The 19,945-nt window shown below is 37.3% G+C and carries 20 protein-coding genes; 17 read left to right on the top strand and 3 right to left on the bottom strand.

Annotated features, from left to right (window positions below):
• Window positions 1-56 precede the first annotated feature (56 nt).
• From noc to ACIQ7N_RS06930, 4 genes are all read left to right on the top strand, one after another.
• Window positions 57-956 (top strand): nucleoid occlusion protein, encoded by a 900-nt coding sequence (noc, locus tag ACIQ7N_RS06915; RefSeq protein ID WP_402931108.1) that lies wholly within the window; start codon window positions 57-59, stop codon window positions 954-956.
• 737 nt (window positions 957-1,693) lie between these two features.
• The gene (locus ACIQ7N_RS06920; RefSeq protein WP_049662596.1) at window positions 1,694-2,455 is read left to right on the top strand and encodes a ParA family protein; all 762 of its coding nucleotides are present in this window, start codon (window positions 1,694-1,696) and stop codon (window positions 2,453-2,455) included.
• Complete coding sequence (locus ACIQ7N_RS06925; protein WP_132362495.1) at window positions 2,448-3,299, top strand: ParB/RepB/Spo0J family partition protein; 852 nt, start codon at window positions 2,448-2,450, stop codon at window positions 3,297-3,299. The genes ACIQ7N_RS06920 and ACIQ7N_RS06925 overlap by 8 nt, the downstream gene beginning before the upstream one ends.
• A gap of 78 nt (window positions 3,300-3,377) precedes the next feature.
• On the top strand, window positions 3,378-4,091 hold the full coding sequence (locus tag ACIQ7N_RS06930) for a DUF554 domain-containing protein (protein ID WP_402931111.1): 714 nt from the start codon (window positions 3,378-3,380) through the stop codon (window positions 4,089-4,091).
• Here the strand turns inward: ACIQ7N_RS06930 and yyaC are convergent.
• A complete protein-coding gene (yyaC, locus tag ACIQ7N_RS06935; protein WP_132362499.1) occupies window positions 4,011-4,643 on the bottom strand; it encodes a spore protease YyaC in 633 nt (210 codons plus the stop codon). The genes ACIQ7N_RS06930 and yyaC overlap by 81 nt on opposite strands.
• 93 nt (window positions 4,644-4,736) lie before the next feature.
• Here yyaC and ACIQ7N_RS06940 point away from each other — a divergent pair, with 93 nt between their 5' ends.
• From ACIQ7N_RS06940 to ACIQ7N_RS06955, 4 genes are all read left to right on the top strand, one after another.
• Window positions 4,737-5,615, top strand: a complete 879-nt coding sequence (locus tag ACIQ7N_RS06940) for a mechanosensitive ion channel family protein (RefSeq protein WP_132362501.1) — start codon at window positions 4,737-4,739, stop codon at window positions 5,613-5,615.
• 1 nt (window position 5,616) lies between these two features.
• Complete coding sequence (locus ACIQ7N_RS06945) at window positions 5,617-5,817, top strand: DUF951 domain-containing protein (RefSeq protein ID WP_132362503.1); 201 nt, start codon at window positions 5,617-5,619, stop codon at window positions 5,815-5,817.
• Between the two features lie 274 nt (window positions 5,818-6,091).
• Entirely contained in the window at window positions 6,092-7,192 is a 1,101-nt protein-coding gene (gene ychF / locus ACIQ7N_RS06950; protein ID WP_132362505.1) for a redox-regulated ATPase YchF, read from the top strand.
• Window positions 7,193-7,274: 82 nt separating this feature from the next.
• The gene (locus ACIQ7N_RS06955) at window positions 7,275-8,315 is read left to right on the top strand and encodes an acyl-CoA dehydrogenase family protein (RefSeq protein WP_402931114.1); all 1,041 of its coding nucleotides are present in this window, start codon (window positions 7,275-7,277) and stop codon (window positions 8,313-8,315) included.
• 61 nt (window positions 8,316-8,376) lie between these two features.
• On the opposite strand, the gene ACIQ7N_RS06960 is transcribed toward ACIQ7N_RS06955, so the two are convergent.
• On the bottom strand, window positions 8,377-8,937 hold the full coding sequence (locus ACIQ7N_RS06960) for a DUF3267 domain-containing protein (RefSeq protein ID WP_402931116.1): 561 nt from the start codon (window positions 8,935-8,937) through the stop codon (window positions 8,377-8,379).
• Between the two features lie 173 nt (window positions 8,938-9,110).
• Here ACIQ7N_RS06960 and rpsF point away from each other — a divergent pair, with 173 nt between their 5' ends.
• The 8 genes from rpsF (at window position 9,111) to ACIQ7N_RS07000 (ending at window position 17,098) form a co-directional block, all read left to right on the top strand.
• Window positions 9,111-9,398: a 30S ribosomal protein S6 gene (rpsF, locus tag ACIQ7N_RS06965; RefSeq protein WP_053482932.1), complete on the top strand. Its 288-nt coding sequence runs from the start codon at window positions 9,111-9,113 to the stop codon at window positions 9,396-9,398.
• Between the two features lie 38 nt (window positions 9,399-9,436).
• Window positions 9,437-10,006, top strand: a complete 570-nt coding sequence (gene ssb, locus ACIQ7N_RS06970; protein WP_132362511.1) for a single-stranded DNA-binding protein — start codon at window positions 9,437-9,439, stop codon at window positions 10,004-10,006.
• A 36-nt stretch (window positions 10,007-10,042) separates the two neighbouring features.
• Window positions 10,043-10,279 carry a 30S ribosomal protein S18 gene (rpsR, locus tag ACIQ7N_RS06975; RefSeq protein WP_012296211.1) on the top strand — a complete coding sequence of 79 codons (237 nt, stop codon included), beginning with the start codon at window positions 10,043-10,045 and terminating at the stop codon, window positions 10,277-10,279.
• A gap of 524 nt (window positions 10,280-10,803) precedes the next feature.
• Window positions 10,804-11,745 (top strand): YybS family protein, encoded by a 942-nt coding sequence (locus tag ACIQ7N_RS06980; protein ID WP_402931118.1) that lies wholly within the window; start codon window positions 10,804-10,806, stop codon window positions 11,743-11,745.
• Between the two features lie 12 nt (window positions 11,746-11,757).
• A complete protein-coding gene (locus ACIQ7N_RS06985; RefSeq protein ID WP_248717558.1) occupies window positions 11,758-13,731 on the top strand; it encodes a DHH family phosphoesterase in 1,974 nt (657 codons plus the stop codon).
• The gene (rplI, locus tag ACIQ7N_RS06990; protein ID WP_132362517.1) at window positions 13,728-14,174 is read left to right on the top strand and encodes a 50S ribosomal protein L9; all 447 of its coding nucleotides are present in this window, start codon (window positions 13,728-13,730) and stop codon (window positions 14,172-14,174) included. Before ACIQ7N_RS06985 ends, rplI begins: the two co-directional genes overlap by 4 nt.
• Window positions 14,175-14,187: 13 nt before the next feature.
• Complete coding sequence (gene dnaB / locus ACIQ7N_RS06995; RefSeq protein WP_132362519.1) at window positions 14,188-15,549, top strand: replicative DNA helicase; 1,362 nt, start codon at window positions 14,188-14,190, stop codon at window positions 15,547-15,549.
• A 256-nt stretch (window positions 15,550-15,805) separates the two neighbouring features.
• Window positions 15,806-17,098 carry an adenylosuccinate synthase gene (locus ACIQ7N_RS07000; RefSeq protein ID WP_132362521.1) on the top strand — a complete coding sequence of 431 codons (1,293 nt, stop codon included), beginning with the start codon at window positions 15,806-15,808 and terminating at the stop codon, window positions 17,096-17,098.
• A gap of 45 nt (window positions 17,099-17,143) precedes the next feature.
• Here ACIQ7N_RS07000 and ACIQ7N_RS07005 read toward each other — a convergent pair whose 3' ends face one another.
• Entirely contained in the window at window positions 17,144-17,956 is an 813-nt protein-coding gene (locus ACIQ7N_RS07005; RefSeq protein WP_402931251.1) for a YitT family protein, read from the bottom strand.
• A gap of 1,269 nt (window positions 17,957-19,225) precedes the next feature.
• On the opposite strand from ACIQ7N_RS07005, the gene yycF reads away from it, so the two are divergent.
• Window positions 19,226-19,939, top strand: a complete 714-nt coding sequence (gene yycF / locus ACIQ7N_RS07010; protein WP_049662630.1) for a response regulator YycF — start codon at window positions 19,226-19,228, stop codon at window positions 19,937-19,939.
• Window positions 19,940-19,945: the final 6 nt, after the last annotated feature.

The raw sequence follows: 19,945 nt of genomic DNA on the forward strand, positions 1-19,945 counted from the left end.
AAATAATAATAGAATGAAACAGAGCAAGATAGTTACTTAAAGGTGGTGCCACTTGGATGAAAAGTCCTTTTTCACGTTTTTTTGGAGGCGGTAATAAAACTGAGCCTATTGTGAAAAATGAAGTAGAACAAGCAGAGACGGTTCATGCAGCAGAAGAAGTTATAAAGCTGCCTATTGATCAAATTGTACCTAACCGTTTTCAGCCACGTACTATTTTTGATGATGAAAAAATTGAAGAATTATCAAGAACCATTCATACGCATGGTGTAATTCAGCCAATTGTTGTACGTAAAACAGCGGAAAATCAATATGAAATCATTGCTGGTGAGCGTCGCTATCGAGCAATGAAAAAGCTACAATGGACAGAAGTTCCGGCAATTATAAGAAATTTAACTGATAAGGAAACAGCCTCTATCGCGTTAATCGAGAACCTACAGCGTGAAGAATTAACAGCAATTGAAGAAGCTGTTGCCTATCAAAAATTATTAGAGCTTCATGAGCTGACACAAGAAGCTCTGGCCCAACGACTTGGAAAAGGACAATCCACGGTAGCCAATAAATTACGTTTACTAAAGCTTCCTGAAGAAGTGCAGCAAGCTATTTTGAAGCGTGAAATCTCTGAACGACATGCACGTGCATTAATTGCAATTAAAGATCGGTCATTACAGCTAGAAGTTTTACAACAAACGATTGAAAATGATTGGAATGTTCGCCAATTAGAAGAACAGATTTATGCTTTACTACATCCGGAGGCAGAAGCTCAAGAAGAAGCAGAGCCAAAGAAAGTAAAGCCGAAACGTAAGGCCATTAGTAAAGACGTACGCATTGCTTTAAATACGATTAAACAATCGTTATCTATGGTAACAAAGAGCGGTATAACAGTTAAGACTGAAGAAGAAGACACAGAGGAATATTATCAAATTACAGTGAAAATACCTAAAAAGAAAAAGTCTTAAGTAGTGATTAAAGTTATATTGGAAAAATAAAGAAATGGCTTTTATAGCATCATCAAAGTTGCGGATGATATTTCTATAAGTGGTTGGAGTGAGGATAAACGCCACCAGGAAAGTGTTCAGTTGGACCGAAAATCAACCCCGCGATATAATGATGAACTACTTTTATAGTTCTGTACGGAGGAGGCATCTCAGTAATAATTCTGGGAGATGTCTCCTTTTTTGCATATATTCTTAATATTTTATACAACTATTTTCTGTTTTTTTGATAGAATGAAAGTTAGATAGAGGTATTTACTTCTTTGGAGCAAGTGTTTTTTGTAACGAAGTAGACGTCAGTTACAGAAGTCTCTCACCTCTGTAAGTGGTAGTTTAAGTTACTTTTCAGCGGGTGTCCAACCGTCCGTAATAGAGGAAGTCAGTTTAAGAATGCCTCGTCCTGTGGCAACGACTGAGTGACAAACATCTTGTTGCTGACGCTGCGTTAGCACTACGCTTCGCGCAAAAAACATCTGTTGGCCCAAAGCCTTCGGTGGATGTCACGGATTCGGAAAGGCGTTCATAAAGGATGTTAGCCTAAAATTATCGCATCCATGCGAATACGACTAACTGACCTGCATGCTACAGGCCTAAGCACAAAACCGAATTCGGACACAATTATGCCGAGGCATAATTGATCAGTGATTTTACAAATGATTTGTCAAAGTGAACCTTTGATAGATGAAAGCAGGTGCTTTTAAATGGGTAGAATTATAGCAATCGCCAATCAAAAGGGTGGCGTAGGAAAAACAACGACATCGGTCAATTTGAGCGCTTGTCTAGCATACTTAGGGAAGAAAGTGCTCCTAATCGATACTGATCCACAAGGCAATACAACAAGTGGACTTGGTGTAAATAAAGGAGAACTTCAAGGCTGTATTTATGATGTATTAATTGATGATGAAAACGTTGAAAATGTCATTCAACAAACAAATGTCGAAAACTTAGCAATTGTTCCAGCAACCATTTCACTTGCAGGAGCAGAAATAGAATTAGTTTCAACAATTTCCAGAGAAGTACGTTTAAAGCACGCACTTCAAGATGTAAAAGAAGACTATGATTATATTATTATTGATTGCCCACCTTCGTTAGGGCTACTAACAATTAATGCTTTAACTGCTTCGGATGCACTTATTATTCCTGTACAATGCGAATATTACGCATTAGAGGGGTTAAGTCAGTTGTTATCAACTGTCCGTTTAGTGCAAAAACATTTAAATCAGCAATTATACATTGATGGTGTATTGTTAACGATGCTTGATGCACGAACAAACCTTGGCTTACAAGTTATTGATGAAGTGAAAAAGTATTTCCAAGATAAAGTATACAAAACAATTATTCCTCGTAATGTGCGATTAAGTGAGGCTCCAAGTCATGGGCAGCCGATTATCATTTATGATGCAAAATCAAGAGGTGCAGAAGTGTATTTAGAGATGGCGAGGGAAGTGATTAAAAATGGCTAAAGGTCTAGGAAGAGGCATAGGTGCATTATTTCCTGGAGAGTCTATAGAACAAAGTGGGCAAGTGGAAGAAATACAATTAGAGCTTATCATCGCAAACCCATTTCAGCCTCGTAAAATTTTTGATGAAGAAACTTTACAAGAATTAGCTGACTCTATACAGGAACATGGTATTTTACAGCCAATTGCTGTACGTAAAAAAGGACGTAAATATGAAATCGTTGCCGGAGAACGCCGTTATAGAGCGACTCAATTAGCAGGTTTAGAGGTTATTCCAGCTATTATAAAAGAGCTATCAGATGCGCAAATGATGGAACTAGCTATTTTAGAAAATCTACAGCGTGAAGATTTGACAGTTATTGAAGAGGCGGAGGCCTATCAAAGCTTAATGGAAAGCTTACATTTAACGCAAGAGGAGCTATCCAAAAGATTAGGGAAAAGTAGACCGCATATTGCCAATCATGTTCGTTTACTTGCATTACCAGAGGATGTTCGTGAGTTTATGAATGATGGAACATTATCGATGGGACAAGGACGAGCATTACTTGGATTGAAAAATAAAAGAAGAATATCAGAAGTGGCAAATAAGGTCATCAAACAAGGTTTAAACGTACGGCAAGTTGAAATGTTAGTACACAATTTGAATGAAGAAGTTTCACGTGAAACAACTCAACAAAAGAAAAAAGATATATTCGTGGCAGCAAAGGAATCACAGTTACGTGATTACTTTGGAACAAATGTACAAATTAGAAAATCTAATAATAAAGGGAAAATTGAAATTGAATTTTACTCTGAAGATGATTTAGAACGTATTTTAGAAATATTAAATTTACAGGAAGAAGAATAAGAGATATATCAATAACGTGATCAGAGCGCCGAACTACAAGGCGCTCTCTATTTTTCTAGAGAGAAGGAAGGTTGGGACGTGGTATTACTAGGGGCATTAATTAACGCTTTGCTTATTATGATAGGTGCATTAGTAGGACGTATTTTTAAAAATATTCCTGAATCGATGAAATCTACTGTATTATCGATTATTGGATTAGCAGTTGCACTTTTAGGGATTAAAATGGGCTTTGAAAGTAATAATTTTATTATTTTAATGATTAGTTTAGTGGTAGGTACAGTAATTGGTGAGTGGTTAGATTTAGATAAGCAAATGAATAGACTTGGGAAATGGGTAGAATCTTTATTTAGTAAAAATCGAACTGATAATAATCAAATTGGCATAGCAGAAGGTTTTGTAACGGCATCTTTAATATTTGTAGTTGGCTCTATGGGCGTCATTGGTGCACTCGATAGTGGTCTGCGTAACGATCATAATATACTTATTACGAAAGGATTAATCGATGGATTTATATCGATAATCTTAACATCTACATTAGGTATTGGCGTGCTATTATCTGCAGTACCTGTATTCGTTTATCAAGGATTAATTGCACTTTTTGCAGGTGTTATTAGCTCTTTTATACCAGATGCTGCACTACAAATGTTTATTCAAGAAATGACTGCTGTAGGTGGCGTTATGATTTTTGCCATTGGTTTAAATATAGCAGGCTTAACTAAGATCAAAGCTGCTAACTTGTTGCCAGGTCTCATCATTGTTGGTATTGTGGTTGCTATCTTCTATATTTTTTAGTGAGTAACGATGTGTAGCGAGCAATAGAGCTCTTGAAAGTTTTTCCGCCATTGCATAAGAAATATGAAGTCTTGTATTTTGTAAAACAAGCATTTCCATAAAGCCTCCAACATTGACTATTCCTTTAATGGAAATATCGCCGATGGGAGGTAATTGTTTTTTGACAGCTTTCCCCGGAAAAATAGGTCCATTCTGTACAGAAATATGTCCAACGTTTTGTTCACTTCCAAGACATGCATCAATCGCAATAATGAATGGTTTTATAGTATGATTGTGTAGCTGTTGCATAGTAGTGTCTAAATTAAGAGCATGCAAAGGATTGTCTAAAGAGCCTACAATTTCATATGGAAAACTAACAGACTTTTTTAGGAAGCTACCTGTTAATGGTCCAAGTGTATCACCTGTACAACGGTCACTTCCAATACAACAGAAAATAAGGCGTTCATGATGAAAGGGTATATGTTCTAAAAATAATGTACTCAACTGCCAAACGATATTTTTACTTTCATGATGAAGAGAATAAGGAAGTAATAATTTTGGTATAGTATTCATAAAAAAACTCACTTTCCTTTTTATTTGTAAGAAGTGCTCGATTTTTATGCAGTATACGCAAATTTTTAGCAAGTTATTCAAGAGGTGGTAATAATGGATTGGTTTAGTGAAAGGTTTTTAAAGAGCAGTTGGGATAAGTTGATGTCAGAGGAGCTCTGGATAAGTATAACAAAAGCTTCGGTTAAGATTATTATTATCTTGATTGTATCGTGGCTAGCTGTACGGTTAGGAAAAAAGTTTATTAAAAAAGTATTTTTAATGCGTATGCGCTCACCTTTAGATCATTCAGAACGTCGACAAACAACAATTTCAAGATTATTACAAAGTGTCATTTCCTATGTTGTTTATTTTTCAGCAATCATTGCTATTCTCTCGATCTTAGAGATTAAGATAGCAGGGCTATTGGCTGGAGCAGGGATTGTCGGCTTAGCAATTGGTTTTGGTGCGCAAAGTTTAGTAAAAGATGTCATTACTGGATTCTTTATTATTTTTGAAGACCAATTTGGTGTTGGCGATTATATAAAAATAAATGCTGCTGAAGGAACTGTTGTAGAAATCGGTTTACGTACAACAAAGATTAATGGTTCTACAGGAGAGCAGTTTATTATTCCAAATGGTTCGATAGGTGAGGTTGTCAATTACTCTGTTAACAACTCTAAAATTTATATAGATTTACAAATGACGACCGATGCCAATTTCGAAAAAGCTGAATCTATTATTAAAAAGTATTTAAATACTTTACCTGACCTTCATAAGGAACTTGTAGCAGTACCTGTCTTTTTAGGTGTACAAAATGTTAAGGGGACAGAGGTAACGATTCGTATAGCCGCAGAAACATTACCACAGCAACAACATGGGGTGGCTCGTACGATTCGTCGTGATGTTACAAAACTCTTTGAAGAAAATAATATACCAATGGCTCAACCAAAAATGATGTTCTATGGTGTTAATGAAGAGGGGAGAAGTGAGTAATATGGAAGCAAAGAAATTTGGTTTAAACGATATTGTTGAAATGAAAAAGCAGCACCCATGCGGTACAAATGAATGGAAAATTATTCGGATGGGGGCGGATGTACGCATTAAATGTGAAGGCTGTCAGCATAGTGTCATGATTCCGCGCCGTGAATTTGAGAAAAAAATGAAAAAGGTTATCATTTCGGCTAGCGAGGACTAGTTTTTATCTTCAATCAGTAGGTGTTCTGAACCCACTTATTGAAGATAAAGTCTCCGGTGGATGTCATAGATTTTGAAAAATAAATTGTACGGCACAATTCAAATTCCGGACGCAATTATGCCAAGACGAAATGGATGTGTATTAGACTTTTTAGAAGTGAATCAATATAATAGATAGGGTTATACAGTGATGAATCAGTGAGGATTTCTGTAACCTCACAGTATCCGTTATTAAGAGCAAATTTGAACAGATCATAGAAAGGTTGTGTCCATACATGGCATTAACAGCTGGAATCGTTGGTTTACCTAACGTTGGAAAATCAACATTATTTAACGCAATTACAAAAGCGGGCGCATTGGCTGCAAACTATCCATTCGCAACAATCGATCCGAACGTCGGTATTGTTGAAGTACCAGATGCACGTTTAGATAAATTAACAGAATTAGTAACACCTAAAAAAACAGTCCCAACAGCATTTGAGTTTACAGATATTGCTGGGATCGTAAAAGGCGCTTCAAAGGGTGAAGGCTTAGGGAACAAATTCCTTGCTCATATTCGTGAAGTAGATGCAATTTGCCAAGTTGTACGTTGTTTTGTTGATGAAAATATTACGCACGTATCAGGTGGAGTAGATCCGATTGACGATATTGAAGTCATTAATTTAGAGCTTGCACTTGCTGATTTAGAATCTGTTGATAAGCGATTACAACGTGTTAGCAAAATGGCAAAGCAAAAAGACAAAGAAGCCATGATCGAAGAACCAATTCTTGTGAAAGTTAAAGAACAATTAGAAAACGGTCGACCAGCACGCGCTGCAGAGCTTTCAGAAGATGAGCTAAAGGTTATTAAAGGACTTCATCTGTTAACAATTAAACCTATGCTTTATGTGGCAAACGTTTCAGAAGATGAAGTAGCTGATGCAGATAATAACGAATATGTGCAAAAGGTACGTGAGTATGCAGCTGCAGAAGGAGCTCAAGTTATCACAATTTGTGCAAAAATTGAGGAAGAAATTTCTGAGCTTGATGATGAAGAAAAATCAATGTTCTTAGAAGAACTAGGCATTAAAGAATCTGGTTTAGACCAGTTAATCCGTACTTCATATGATTTACTAGGGCTAGCAACTTATTTCACTGCAGGGGTACAAGAGGTACGTGCATGGACGTTCCGTAAAGGTATGAAGGCACCACAATGTGCAGGAATCATTCATACAGACTTTGAACGTGGATTTATTCGTGCAGAAACAGTTGCTTTCGAAGATTTAGTAGAAGCTGGTTCTCAACCTGCTGCTAAAGAAGCTGGGAAAGTACGTCTTGAAGGTAAAGAGTATGTTGTACAAGACGGCGATATTATGTTATTCCGTTTCAATGTATAAAAAACAAACAGGGGGCAATCTTTCAAAAGATTGTCTTTTTTTGTATATAATTTTATCTGAATTTTCAATTAGGAGGGATAGTATGAACATATTACAAATAAAAGATCGTGGTTTAGAAATAGAGGAGTTAGGTAAATTACCAGAAGACATATTAGAGCTTATTTATGAGCATCAATTGTTTAAGCTATTTACCGCAAAGGAATTAGGCGGTAAAGATTTAGATCTACTAGAGGGCATTAAAGTATTTCAGCAGATGTCTGCACTTGATGGTAACTTTGGCTGGCTTGTCACAATAGGAACAGGGGGTAACGTGTTTATTCCAACATTGAACAAAGAGGTTGTTGAAAAAATGTTTTCACCAAGAAATGCAGTCATAGCAGGCAGTGGCTATCCTACTGGCGTAGCAGAAAAAATCGATGGGGGCTATCGTATTACTGGTCAATGGAAGTATTGTAGTGGCTCAAATTATGCTACAACTTTTACGATGAATTGTGTTGTCGAGGATGAAGGAAATAGAACAGATGAAATAATTAGTTGCTCAGTAAATCGTGATCAAGTAGAGATTCTTAATGATTGGCGAGCAATGGGCTTAAAAGCGACAGCTAGTCATACGATCCGTGTGCAAAATGTTTGGGTACCACAAGAGGAAACATTCCAATTGGGTATAATTAAAAACAATTATGGAAGTACGGTACATAGTTTTCCGTTTGGAGCATTTGCAGAAGCCTCATTTCTAAGTGTTTGTCTTGGGATAACAGAAAATTTCTTAGAAGAGTCATCTATTTTAGTAAAGCAAAGAAAGCATGATCCAAGCCGTACTGATCGTATGGGTGCAATACAATTTTTATTGATGCAGCAACAGAAGAACTTTAAACAGCTTGAAGAGCGATATTATTTACTGTTGAACGAATACTGGCAAAAACATAAAGAAGGTCATGAGTTGACTGAAGAACAACTCCAACAATTTTCACGAATAAGTAAAGATACTGCAGCGACTTGTGTAGACATTGCCAATAGCTTAATACGTAGACTTGGCATGGATGCAATTACGGAGACATCCTCCATTAATCGTATTTGGAGAAATTTATATACAGCAGCACAGCATAGTTTTTTAACGCCATAAATACAAATAGAACCTGCTTGGGGACAAGCAGATTCTATTTGTAACGTGACGCTCAGCAAAGTTATTTCTTTTCCTCGGGCAAATATACATAAAGCTTAGGTAAATGAGGATCATCTTGTATGAATGCATTTTTTGGGTATTTTCGTAATGCTGTATACATGGAAAAATCACCAACTGCACCAGCGATTAAAAAAGCACCTACTAATACTAAAACAGTACTGTTAAAGTAGAAACCAGCAATTGTCGGGAGAACACCAGTTGTCCAAAATGGAAGTAATAAAGCTTTTTTCATTGCATGATTCGGTAACGGTTGTTCAGTTGTTGCGTACGCTATGCCAAGCTCTAAATTCAGGCCATATTTTAACGATTTAAAGGGTACGCCTCCAAAGACCATAAAGCCAATTAAATGAAAGGCTTCATGTAAGACAATGAAAATAATATACAGAATAACAAAAAGGAAAGATCCAAGTATCATATTCCAAAATGAAAAATCAAAATCTTTAAAGCAAATAGCTTGAATAGCTACAAATAATATGACGAGACCACTTGTGACAACAATATTATCCATCATTAGTTTTTTTATATCCAACTCTATTACAATAGGTTCTTTATCTGGTAGCATGAAGATCCTCCTCTCATTCATGAATTAAGTTCATTATATAGAAAGAATTGTTTGGTTGCGACTTGAAAGACATGTATCTATATGTTACAATTCATTGATGTGAGTAATAATTATTACTTGCTCCTTGCTCCCTGTATACAGGAGAGCCTAAGTCCATAAGGAGGTGTAAACAGATGAGAAAATACGAATTAATGTACATCGTACGTCCGAACATTGAAGACGAAGCGAAGAAAGCTTTAGTTGAACGTTTCAACGAAATCTTAACTTCTAACGGTGCAGAAGTCATCGAATCAAAAGAGTGGGGCAAACGCCGCTTAGCTTATGAAATTCAAGACTTCCGCGAAGGTTTCTACCAAATCGTGAAAGTAAACGCTACTTCAGAAGCAATTAACGAATACACACGTCTTGCTAACATTAGCGAAGATATCATTCGTCACATTGCGGTTCGCCAAGAAGCATAATCATTTAACAAAATGCTGAAAAGGAGGTTGCATTTCTGATGATAAACCGTGTCGTATTAGTTGGAAGACTAACAAAAGATCCTGAGCTACGCTATACGCCTAATGGTGTTGCGTCTACAAGATTTACAGTTGCTGTGAATCGAACATTCTCAAACCAACAAGGTGAACGCGAAGCTGATTTCATTAGCTGTGTTGCTTGGCGCAAACAGGCTGAAAACTTAGCGAACTTCATGCGAAAAGGAAGTTTGATTGGAGTGGAAGGTCGCATTCAAACAGGCAGCTATGAAGGACAAGATGGTAAACGAGTATACACAACAGATGTAGTGGCTGATAGCGTACAGTTTTTAGAGCCTCGTAATACTAGCGGTGCTCCTGCTCCTCAATATGGTGGGCAGAATACTTACGGTAATAATCAACCGTCATATGGCGGTGGACAACCACAACAACAGTTTGGTGGTGCTATGCCAGGGCAGGGTTCATTTGGCGGCGATGCTTATCAGCAAAATCAACCACCTATGAATCAGCCGAATTATACACGTGTAGATGAGGATCCATTTGCTAATAGCAAAGGACCGATAGAAGTATCTGAGGATGACTTACCATTCTAATACTTCTAATAAAAAATGATAAGGAGGAGACATACTATGGCACCACGTCGCGGAGGCCGCAAACGCCGTAAAGTTTGCTACTTCACTGCTAATAACATTACGCATATCGACTATAAAGATGTGGATTTACTTAAAAAATTCATCTCTGAGCGCGGTAAAATTTTACCACGTCGCGTAACTGGCACTAGCGCTAAGTACCAACGTAAATTAACTTCAGCTATCAAAGTTTCTCGTATCATGGGATTACTTCCATTCGTAGCAGAAGACAAATAAGATAATAAAGGCACAACGAGGTTTAATTAACTTTAGTTGTGCTTTTTTATTTATAAAACTGGAGTTGTTGATCTTGTCATCGCAATACTATAGTAATGATCTTTACCTCAGTAATTGCTCTATATATTACCATTTGCTATTATCATAAGAATTTATTACACTCTTAACAGACATGAATAAAGAAAAGATGAAATTTTAGAGATTGAGAAACAATCGACTAAGTAACATTTTTAAAAACAAACGGCTTATAATCATTTCGATTAAAAGCCTTTTTTCATGCAGTAGTAACGGTCGTATGCATCGTTGAAAAATTTCAACAATATATATAAGAACATAAATAATGAATTTGTTATGCCTTTTCGGTAAAAAATCTCCCTATATAGCTATGTATTTCACGCTTTAGTCATTGGTTCTACAAAATTAATGGCAAAGCATTCAGTTGTTCTTAGCGTTTTTTGTTCAATAACCTAAAAAAATGGTACAATAAAGGTCAGTAAGATTGACTGAAAAAAGGAAGGTTTTCAATGCCGAATAATCAAACAAAGGCGCTTTTACATGGCTCAATGATGGTCGCAATCTTTACGCTTCTTATGCTTATTTCTGCATATGTACCATTCATTCGTATAGTAAGTCTAATATTTGCCCCATTACCGATTGCTTGGTATAGCGCAAATTATAAGCGTTCATCATCAGTATTTGTAGCAGTAGTAGGCTGTATTTTAACCACTCTAACAACTGGCTTAATTATGTTACCATTTGCCTTTGTATTGGCATTACTTGGTGTCGTAATAGGAAATGCAATTAATCAAAAGAAGAGCAAACTTTACCTATTCATGTCATCTGGGGTTGCTGTTCTTCTGTCAATGACAATTGTCTATGTAGCCTATGTTCAATTTTCTGGTATCAATATGATTAACATAAGCATGGAGTTGTTCCGTGAAAGTTATGAGCAATCAAATGAACTGACCAAAACTATGACAGGTCAAGAAGCGTTTCAGCCAGAGCTAATTGAGGCTCTGTTAAAAACAGTTGAACTGACAATACCTGCAATAGTAACACTCTCTGCATTTATGACAGCATTTATTGTCATGACATTCAATTTACCTGTATTAAAACGTCTTGGTTTAGACGTACCGAAATTTCCACCGTTCCAACATATGCGTCTACCACGATCTATTTTATGGTATTACATGATTGTTTTATGCATTAACTTATTTATGCGTCCAGAAGCTGGATCTACATTAGATATTATTGTTTTAAATGTTTCTTATGTTTTATGGATGTTATTAATCCTGCAGGGGATTTCCTTTATACATTATCTTATTTCTAAAAAGGGAATGCCGAATGCTGTAAAATGGATAGCTACTTTGTTAGCCTTACCACTATCATCCTTTATGATATTGCTAGGCATCGTAGATTTAGGTTTCGACGTACGTTCACTTGTGAAGGGAAAAACTAAAGAATAAGGGGCTGATGTAATGGGGACTTTTAGAAAACGACCAATCCGCTATCCGCTTTTTGTTCTTTCCATTTTTGGCATTGTGACGTTCGTGCTTCTATGTATTTGGAATATCGGGATAGGTGTCGGTTATGGAATAGGTTTTGTACTATTAATGGTCTATACGTGGAAGGTAGAAAAGATTACCTTTGATGAAACAGAAAGGCATATTGAATCCATTTCTTTCCGCATGAAAAAAGTAGGGGAAGAGGCATTGCTTGAAATGCCAATTGGGATTTTACTTGTCAATGATCAATATGAAATAGAATGGTCGAATCCATATATGCAAGGCGTTTTAAATATGGAGAATTTAGTAGGTGAAGGAATCGTTAATATATCTGACGACATCTACGTGCTAATGAAAAGCGAAGAGACAAACGAAGATACGATTACGCTCCATGATCGTAAATATCGAGTTTATTATAAAAAAGAAGAGAATTTACTCTATTTCTTTGACATAACGGAGCAGATAGCTATTGAAAAACAATACTATGCAGATCGTACAGTTATCGCCATTTTATTTGTTGATAATTATGACGAAATTACGCAAGCAATGGATGACCAGCCACGTAGTTTAACGAATACGATGGTGACATCAATTGTTAATGATTGGGCGGCTGAACAAGGGATATTTGTCAAACGAATATCATCCGATCGTTTTTTAGCTGTATTAAACGAATCCATTTTAATGGAGCTTGAGAAGAAAAAATTTGCCATTTTAGATACAATTCGAGAAAAAACAGCGCAAAAAAATATGTCATTAACATTAAGTATTGGTGTTGGCGCAGGATCATCTTCATTAGTAGAGCTTGGTGAACTAGCACAATCAAGTCTAGATCTTGTTTTAGGTCGTGGTGGTGATCAGGTTGCCATCAAGCAACCTACAGGAAAACTGAAATTCTATGGTGGGAAAACGAACCCTGTTGAGAAACGTACACGCGTTAGAGCACGTGTTATTTCTCATGCACTACGTGATTTAATTCAGGATAGTGACCAAGTATTTGTTATGGGACATAAAAACCCTGATATGGACTCTATTGGTGCCTCTGTTGGTGTACGTAAAATGGCACAGATGAATGATGTGAAGGGCTATGTGATCGTGAATTTCGAGGAATTAAACGGAAGTGTAACACGTTTAATGAATGAAATAGAGAGTAAATCGGATTTCTATGAAAATTTCCTAACGCCAGAGGAAGCTGCGGCAAGAATGACAGAAAAATCTTTGCTCGTTATAGTCGATACGCATAAACCGGATTTAGTCATCGACTCACAGCTATTGAAGCTGGCAGAAAAAGTTGTGGTGATTGATCACCATCGTCGAAGTGAGGATTTTATAGAAAATCCAACGCTTGTTTATATGGAGCCATATGCATCGTCCACAGCTGAACTTATAACAGAGTTACTCGAGTACCAACCAAAACGTGCGAAGATTAATATGCTAGAGGCTACGGCATTGCTGGCAGGAATTATAGTCGATACGAAAAGTTTTACACTGCGCACAGGAGCCCGTACGTTTGAAGCGGCTTCTTATTTACGGACAAATGGTGCCGATACAGTGCTAGTACAGCGATTATTAAAAGAAGATGTCGATACGTATATTGAGCGTTCTAAAATAGTGCAAACGGTTAAGTTCGTGAAGCCGGGTATTGCTATTGCTGTAGGTGAGGAAGCGAAAGTGTATGATTCTGTACTAATTGCGCAAACAGCAGACATTTTACTAACAATGAAGGATGTTGGTGCTTCCTTTGTCATTGCACATCGTTCAGATGGCAAAATCGGCATAAGTGCAAGATCGCTTGGCGAAGTAAACGTGCAGCTTGTTATGGAAAAGTTAGGCGGCGGTGGGCATTTAACGAATGCAGCTTGCCAAGTCGAAGCAAATTCCATTGATGGAGTAAGAAAATATTTAGAAGAGGCCATAAATGAGGTACTCGAAGGGAGTTCTGAATCATGAAAGTAGTATTTTTAAAAGATGTTAAAGGAAAAGGGAAAAAAGGGGAAATAAAAAATGTAGCGGACGGCTATGCACAAAATTTCTTGATTAAAAATGGCTATGCTGCTGAAGCAAATGCACAAGCATTAAGTCAATTAGATGGTCAAAAGAAATTAGAAGCTAAAAACGCCGCTGCAGAATTAGCAGAAGCGAAAGCGTTAAAAGAAAAACTAGAAGCTTTAACAGTAGAATTAAAAGCAAAATCAGGTGAAGGTGGTCGCCTATTTGGTTCAGTATCTACAAAGCAAATTGCTGATGCGCTTCAAAAAAAGCATGGTATAAAAATTGATAAACGTAAAATGACTTTAAGTGATGGAATTCGTGCGCTAGGCTTTACAAATGTACCTGTAAAACTACATCATGAAGTATCTGCAACATTAAAAGTTCATGTAACGGAAGAGTAAGGGGCGACGAACCATGAACGAACCGATGATGGACCGCGTCCCACCGCATAACCGGGAAGCGGAGCAATCGGTTATCGGTGCAATTTTCCTCGATCCTCAATCATTAATCACGGCATCTGAAATTTTACTAGCAGATGATTTTTATCATAATGCACATAAGACAATTTTTGAAACGATGCTACGTTTAAGTGATCAAGGAAAAGCGATAGATGTTGTAACAGTTACGGAAGAATTATCAGCTAAAAAGGAAATTGAGGATGTTGGCGGGCTATCTTATTTACTAGAGCTCGCCAATGCTGTGCCTACAGCTGCTAACGTCGCACACTATGCGAAAATTGTCGAAGAAAAGGCACTATTACGTCGTTTAATTCGTGTAGCTACTAAAATAGTAGAAGATGGCTATACTCGTGAGGATGAGGTAGAGGCATTACTAGGTGAAGCAGAGAAGAAAATGATGGAGGTAGCCAATCGTAAAAATGCGGGAGACTTTAAGCATGTTAAAGACGTATTGGTGGAAACCTTTGATAACATCGAAAAGCTTCAATCACAAAAAGGTGATGTTACAGGTATCCCGACAGGCTTCCGTGATTTAGACAATATAACAGCTGGCTTCCAGCGCAACGATTTAATTATTGTAGCGGCACGTCCTTCTGTAGGGAAAACGGCCTTTGCATTGAATGTCGCACAAAGTGTTGCCGTTCAAGCACGTGAAAACGTTGCGATCTTCTCGCTAGAGATGGGTGCTGAGCAGCTAGTTATGCGTATGCTTTGTGCGGAGGGAAATATAGATGCACAAGTTTTACGTACAGGTGCTTTAACAACGGAAGATTGGGGTAAACTAACTATGGCAATGGGAAGTTTATCGAATTCCGGAATTTTTATTGATGATACACCAGGTGTACGTATCAATGAAATTCGAGCAAAATGTCGACGTTTAGCACAGGAGCATGGCCTCGGTATGATTTTGATCGATTATTTACAGCTTATTCAAGGTAGTGGTAAGCCAGGTGAGAACCGTCAGCAAGAGGTATCTGAGATTTCACGTTCTTTAAAAGGTTTAGCGCGTGAGTTAAAGGTTCCGGTCATTGCATTATCACAGTTATCTCGTGGCGTTGAGCAACGTCAAGATAAGCGACCTATGATGAGTGACTTACGTGAATCGGGAAGTATTGAGCAAGATGCCGATATTGTTGCCTTCTTATATCGTGATGATTATTACGATAAAGAGTCCGAGAGTAAAAATATGATTGAAATTATTATTGCTAAACAGCGTAACGGTCCAACGGGTACAGTTACACTTGCTTTTAAAAAAGAATTCAATAAATTCATTAATGTGGATTGGTCGCAAATGCCACCACCACCTCCACGTGAGTAATATTTATCTTCATTCATAAGAAAAATTTCCTTCTTTTAGAGGAACTCAACGTGGGACATTACACCAAGACGGAATTAATCTGAATGTTCGATAATATTCATACCATTCTGTTATTAAACACGAACGTTGAATCATATTTTTTGATTTTATGTTCGTGTTTTTAAGTATTTTTGTTGACTAGGCGTTTCTATCATTGATACAATAATTAACGGCTTAAAAATTGAGATACAAATGGTATCTAACGGAGGTGCTGACTATGACATCAGTTGTAGTTGTAGGAACACAGTGGGGAGACGAAGGAAAAGGTAAAATTACGGATTTCCTTTCACAAAAAGCTGATGCAATCGCTCGTTTTGCAGGTGGCGATAATGCAGGACATACAATTAAATTTGATGGTGAAACTTATAAGTTACATTTAATTCCATCAGGTATTTTTTATAAAGAGAAAACTTCAGTAATCGGAAATGGTTTGGTTGTTAATCCAAAGTCATTAGTTACTGAGCTTAGAGGCTTACAAGAGCGTGGCATTGATACAGATAATTTACGAATTTCTAATCGTGCGCATGTTATTTTGCCATATCATATTAAGCAAGATATCGCGGATGAGGAAAGCCGTGGCGATAAAAAAATTGGTACGACTTGTAAAGGGATTGGACCATGCTATCAAGATAAAGTAGCACGTATCGGTATCCGTATGGCTGATTTACTAGACAAGGATGTATTTGAAGAAAAACTACGTCAAAATTTAGCAATTAAAAATAAGTTATTTGAGAAATTTTACGAAGTTGAAGGCGTAACATTCGAAGAAATTTTCGAAGAATACTACGGCTATGGACAAGAAATCGCAAAATATGTAACTGACACGTCTAAAATCTTAAATGATGTACTAGATGAAGGCGGCAAAGTGTTATTTGAAGGAGCACAAGGTATTTTACTTGATGTCGATCAAGGTACGTATCCATTCGTAACATCTTCAAATCCTGTTGCTGGTGGAGTAGCGATTGGTGCTGGTGTTGGTCCTTCACGAGTGACAAGTGTTATTGGTGTATCTAAAGCCTATACGTCTCGTGTTGGCGATGGACCATTCCCAACTGAATTATTTGATGAAGTAGGTCAACAAATCCGTGAAGTTGGTCGTGAATACGGTACAACAACTGGCCGCCCACGTCGTGTAGGTTGGTTTGATACGGTAGTTGTGCGCCACTCACGCCGAGTAAGTGGTATTACGCATCTTGCGCTTAACTCAATCGATGTTTTATCTGGTTTAGAAACAGTTAAAATTTGTACAGCGTATAAATATAAAGATGAAACGATTACTGAGTATCCAGCAAATCTTCATATTATTGAACAATGTGAACCAATTTATGAAGAGCTTCCAGGCTGGTCAGAAGATGTTACGGGCTGCAAAACATTAGAAGAGCTACCTGAGAATGCACGTCGCTATGTAGAACGCGTAAGTGAATTAACGGGTATTGAAATTGCTACTTTCTCTGTTGGTCCTGCACGTGAACAAACGAACGTTTTAGTGGATGTTTGGGAAGCGAAATAAATATAAATCAAAAAGGGCGTACCATATGCGGTACGTCCTTTTTCATTAGTGAATATCTTTCTTCTTGAAGCGGCCACCTCTAACCTCTGCAATATTACCAATTGCTAGGAATGCATGATCATCAATTTCAGCGACGATGGATTTAAGCTTGGATTCCTCTAATCGGGTAATGATGGTAAAAATAACTTTTTTATCGTTCCCTGTATAAGCCCCCTCGCCATGAAGGAAGGTTACACCTCGACCGAGTCGGTCCATAATCGTTTGCCCAATTTCATCAATTTCATCACTAATGATATAAACGGATTTTGATTCCTCCATGCCTTGAATGACGATATCAATCATTTTATAGGCAATATAGTATGCCAGGATAGAGTACATGGCTTGTTCCCATGTGAACACAAATCCCGCTACCGCAAAGATGAGTAAGTTGCAGAACATAATAATTTCACCAACGGAAAACGGTGTTTTACTATTAAATAAAATAGCTAAAATTTCTGTCCCATCTAATGAGCCACCATAACGAATGACAATGCCGACACCAATACCTAAAATCATACCACCAAAAACTGTGGCCAATAGCGTATCTTGAGTAAACGGGTTTAGATTATGTAAGAAAAGCGTTGTTAATGAGAGTACTGTAATTCCGAGCCCTGTGGAAAGTGCAAAGGTTTTACCGATTTGTTTATAGCCTAAAAAGATGAAAGGTAAGTTTAAAATGAAGATGAAAATACCAAGAGGTAAATTTAATAAATGAGAAGTAATAATGGAAACACCTACGATTCCACCATCCATAATGTGGTTTGGTACTAAAAATAGCTCAAGCCCCAGTGCCATAATGACTGCACCTAATGCCACCATAATAGTCCTAATGATAAGTTTTCGAACGGGATTTTTACATTGAGGTTTTCTTACTTTAGGGGTTATTTCAGATGTTTGTAAAACATTCAAATTAATCGCTCCATTCAACTAATGTATCTAATCTCTATTTTATCAGAATATTAAAAAAGCAAAAAGTCATAAGGCTTGGAGTAGAGGTTGAGCGGCTTAGGGTCTAGATACCTCGTGAAAAGTACAAGACTGGAGCAAAATCTACGTCTGAAACTATACTTTTTAATAGCTATAAAAATAGGAATGATGTAACAATTAGTAGAGAATTAATACATTTACATTACAATAAGATGAAAACAGTTAAACTGTATTTTCTTTATGGTACAGTATATTGGTGCAAAAACTATTAGTGGGTAATTAATACTACGATAGAAAAGGTGGAAGGTGCATTGCTGTCACCTATCATAAGAGGTGGTAGGGAAAATCTGTTAGGGGAATTATAGGCACTACTAGAAATCCATCAGGTACACATCTACACTTTGAAGTTAAGAAAAAGGATTCGTTAGAAAAACCATTATCATATGTAGGGCGTTAATCAATTCGAATAGAAGGCAGTCCAAAATAGGGCTGTCTTTTTATATACTTCGTATGTAAATCTATGTTATTTCCCGAGAAATATTTGTCGAAATATAATTTCTGTAGCGAAAGCAAAGCGATAGGTACAGGAGTATCCGCCTCTATAGGTGATGAGATGAATACGGTTTTAAGTATCAAGGAACCCACTCTAAGAACGCTGCGTCGTTGTGGCAACAGCTTTAGTGACCAACTTTGTACTGTTGCTGTCGCATAGACAAAACACCGTGCTGAAGCTGTGTTAGTACTACTCCTTCGCACAAGCCTTTCGGCGGATGTCACGGGTTCGGAAGGGAATGCTTAGTGCAAGTACGAGGGCCAATTCCGGATGCAATTTGTCGAGGGATAATGGATTATAACAATATCGTAAAATGTCTTAGGATTTAGAATAATGCATAGAAGTTAAAAGCATGGTAGAGTTAGAGTAGTGACTTTAACTTCTTTCAGCAAAAGTCTCCCATCCTTTTAGGTGGTGAGTTAATGCGAGTTGAAGTTATTTTTCAGTGGATGTCCCCTGAAATAAGTTAAAGCCTCCGGCGGATGTCATGGATTCGGAAAGGAGTTCTTTGTGCAAGCACAAAGCCGAATCCAGACGCAATTATGCCGAGGCATAATTGATAAATACAATCGTTTAAAAATAGATAAAAAGCGAAAGGGAGAAAAAATATGGACAAGACCATTTTAGTTGTTGACGATGAAAAACCAATCGCAGATATTTTACAGTTTAATTTAATAAAAGAAGGGTACAAAGTTATTTGTGCTTATGATGGAGATGAGGCACTAGAGAAGGTTGAGGAAGAACAACCAGATTTAATGCTTTTAGATATAATGTTACCGAAGCGTGATGGGATGGAAGTTTGTCGAGAAGTACGAAAAAAATATGATTTCCCTATCATTATGCTAACTGCAAAAGGGTCTGAGATTGATAAAGTATTAGGACTAGAAATGGGCGCAGATGATTATGTGACAAAGCCATTTAGTACACGTGAGCTTATTGCACGTGTAAAGGCAAATATGCGTCGCTTACAGGTAGTAGCCCCTACTGCCGAAGAGGTTGAAGAAGAGTCTAATGAAATTGTAGTAGGCTCGCTTGTTATTCAGCCAGATGCTTACTTAGTATTGAAACGTGATGAAGCAATTGAACTAACACACAGAGAGTTTGAACTATTACATTACTTAGGGAAGCATATCGGTCAAGTAATGACGCGTGAACATTTACTACAAACTGTGTGGGGCTATGACTATTTCGGTGATGTACGAACAGTAGATGTAACAATTCGTCGTTTACGAGAAAAAATAGAGGACAATCCTAGTCATCCGGCTTGGATTGTAACACGCCGTGGTGTAGGTTATTATTTACGAAATCCTGAACAGGAGTAACAAGGA

The organism is Lysinibacillus sp. NPDC095746, from assembly GCF_044763535.1.
Classification (GTDB): domain Bacteria; phylum Bacillota; class Bacilli; order Bacillales_A; family Planococcaceae; genus Lysinibacillus.

Excerpts from the sequence above, each read along its gene's own strand:
- noc (WP_402931108.1), top strand. The coding sequence starts at position 57 with ATGAAAAGTCCTTTTTCACGTTTTTTTGGAGGCGGTAATAAAACTGAG.
- ACIQ7N_RS06920 (WP_049662596.1), top strand. The coding sequence starts at position 1,694 with ATGGGTAGAATTATAGCAATCGCCAATCAAAAGGGTGGCGTAGGAAAA.
- ACIQ7N_RS06925 (WP_132362495.1), top strand. The coding sequence starts at position 2,448 with ATGGCTAAAGGTCTAGGAAGAGGCATAGGTGCATTATTTCCTGGAGAG.
- yyaC (WP_132362499.1), bottom strand. The coding sequence starts at position 4,643 with ATGAATACTATACCAAAATTATTACTTCCTTATTCTCTTCATCATGAA.
- ACIQ7N_RS06940 (WP_132362501.1), top strand. The coding sequence starts at position 4,737 with ATGGATTGGTTTAGTGAAAGGTTTTTAAAGAGCAGTTGGGATAAGTTG.
- ACIQ7N_RS06945 (WP_132362503.1), top strand. The coding sequence starts at position 5,617 with ATGGAAGCAAAGAAATTTGGTTTAAACGATATTGTTGAAATGAAAAAG.
- ychF (WP_132362505.1), top strand. The coding sequence starts at position 6,092 with ATGGCATTAACAGCTGGAATCGTTGGTTTACCTAACGTTGGAAAATCA.
- ACIQ7N_RS06955 (WP_402931114.1), top strand. The coding sequence starts at position 7,275 with ATGAACATATTACAAATAAAAGATCGTGGTTTAGAAATAGAGGAGTTA.
- ACIQ7N_RS06960 (WP_402931116.1), bottom strand. The coding sequence starts at position 8,937 with ATGCTACCAGATAAAGAACCTATTGTAATAGAGTTGGATATAAAAAAA.
- rpsF (WP_053482932.1), top strand. The coding sequence starts at position 9,111 with ATGAGAAAATACGAATTAATGTACATCGTACGTCCGAACATTGAAGAC.
- ssb (WP_132362511.1), top strand. The coding sequence starts at position 9,437 with ATGATAAACCGTGTCGTATTAGTTGGAAGACTAACAAAAGATCCTGAG.
- rpsR (WP_012296211.1), top strand. The coding sequence starts at position 10,043 with ATGGCACCACGTCGCGGAGGCCGCAAACGCCGTAAAGTTTGCTACTTC.
- ACIQ7N_RS06980 (WP_402931118.1), top strand. The coding sequence starts at position 10,804 with ATGCCGAATAATCAAACAAAGGCGCTTTTACATGGCTCAATGATGGTC.
- ACIQ7N_RS06985 (WP_248717558.1), top strand. The coding sequence starts at position 11,758 with ATGGGGACTTTTAGAAAACGACCAATCCGCTATCCGCTTTTTGTTCTT.
- rplI (WP_132362517.1), top strand. The coding sequence starts at position 13,728 with ATGAAAGTAGTATTTTTAAAAGATGTTAAAGGAAAAGGGAAAAAAGGG.
- dnaB (WP_132362519.1), top strand. The coding sequence starts at position 14,188 with ATGAACGAACCGATGATGGACCGCGTCCCACCGCATAACCGGGAAGCG.
- ACIQ7N_RS07000 (WP_132362521.1), top strand. The coding sequence starts at position 15,806 with ATGACATCAGTTGTAGTTGTAGGAACACAGTGGGGAGACGAAGGAAAA.
- ACIQ7N_RS07005 (WP_402931251.1), bottom strand. The coding sequence starts at position 17,956 with ATGGTGGCATTAGGTGCAGTCATTATGGCACTGGGGCTTGAGCTATTT.
- yycF (WP_049662630.1), top strand. The coding sequence starts at position 19,226 with ATGGACAAGACCATTTTAGTTGTTGACGATGAAAAACCAATCGCAGAT.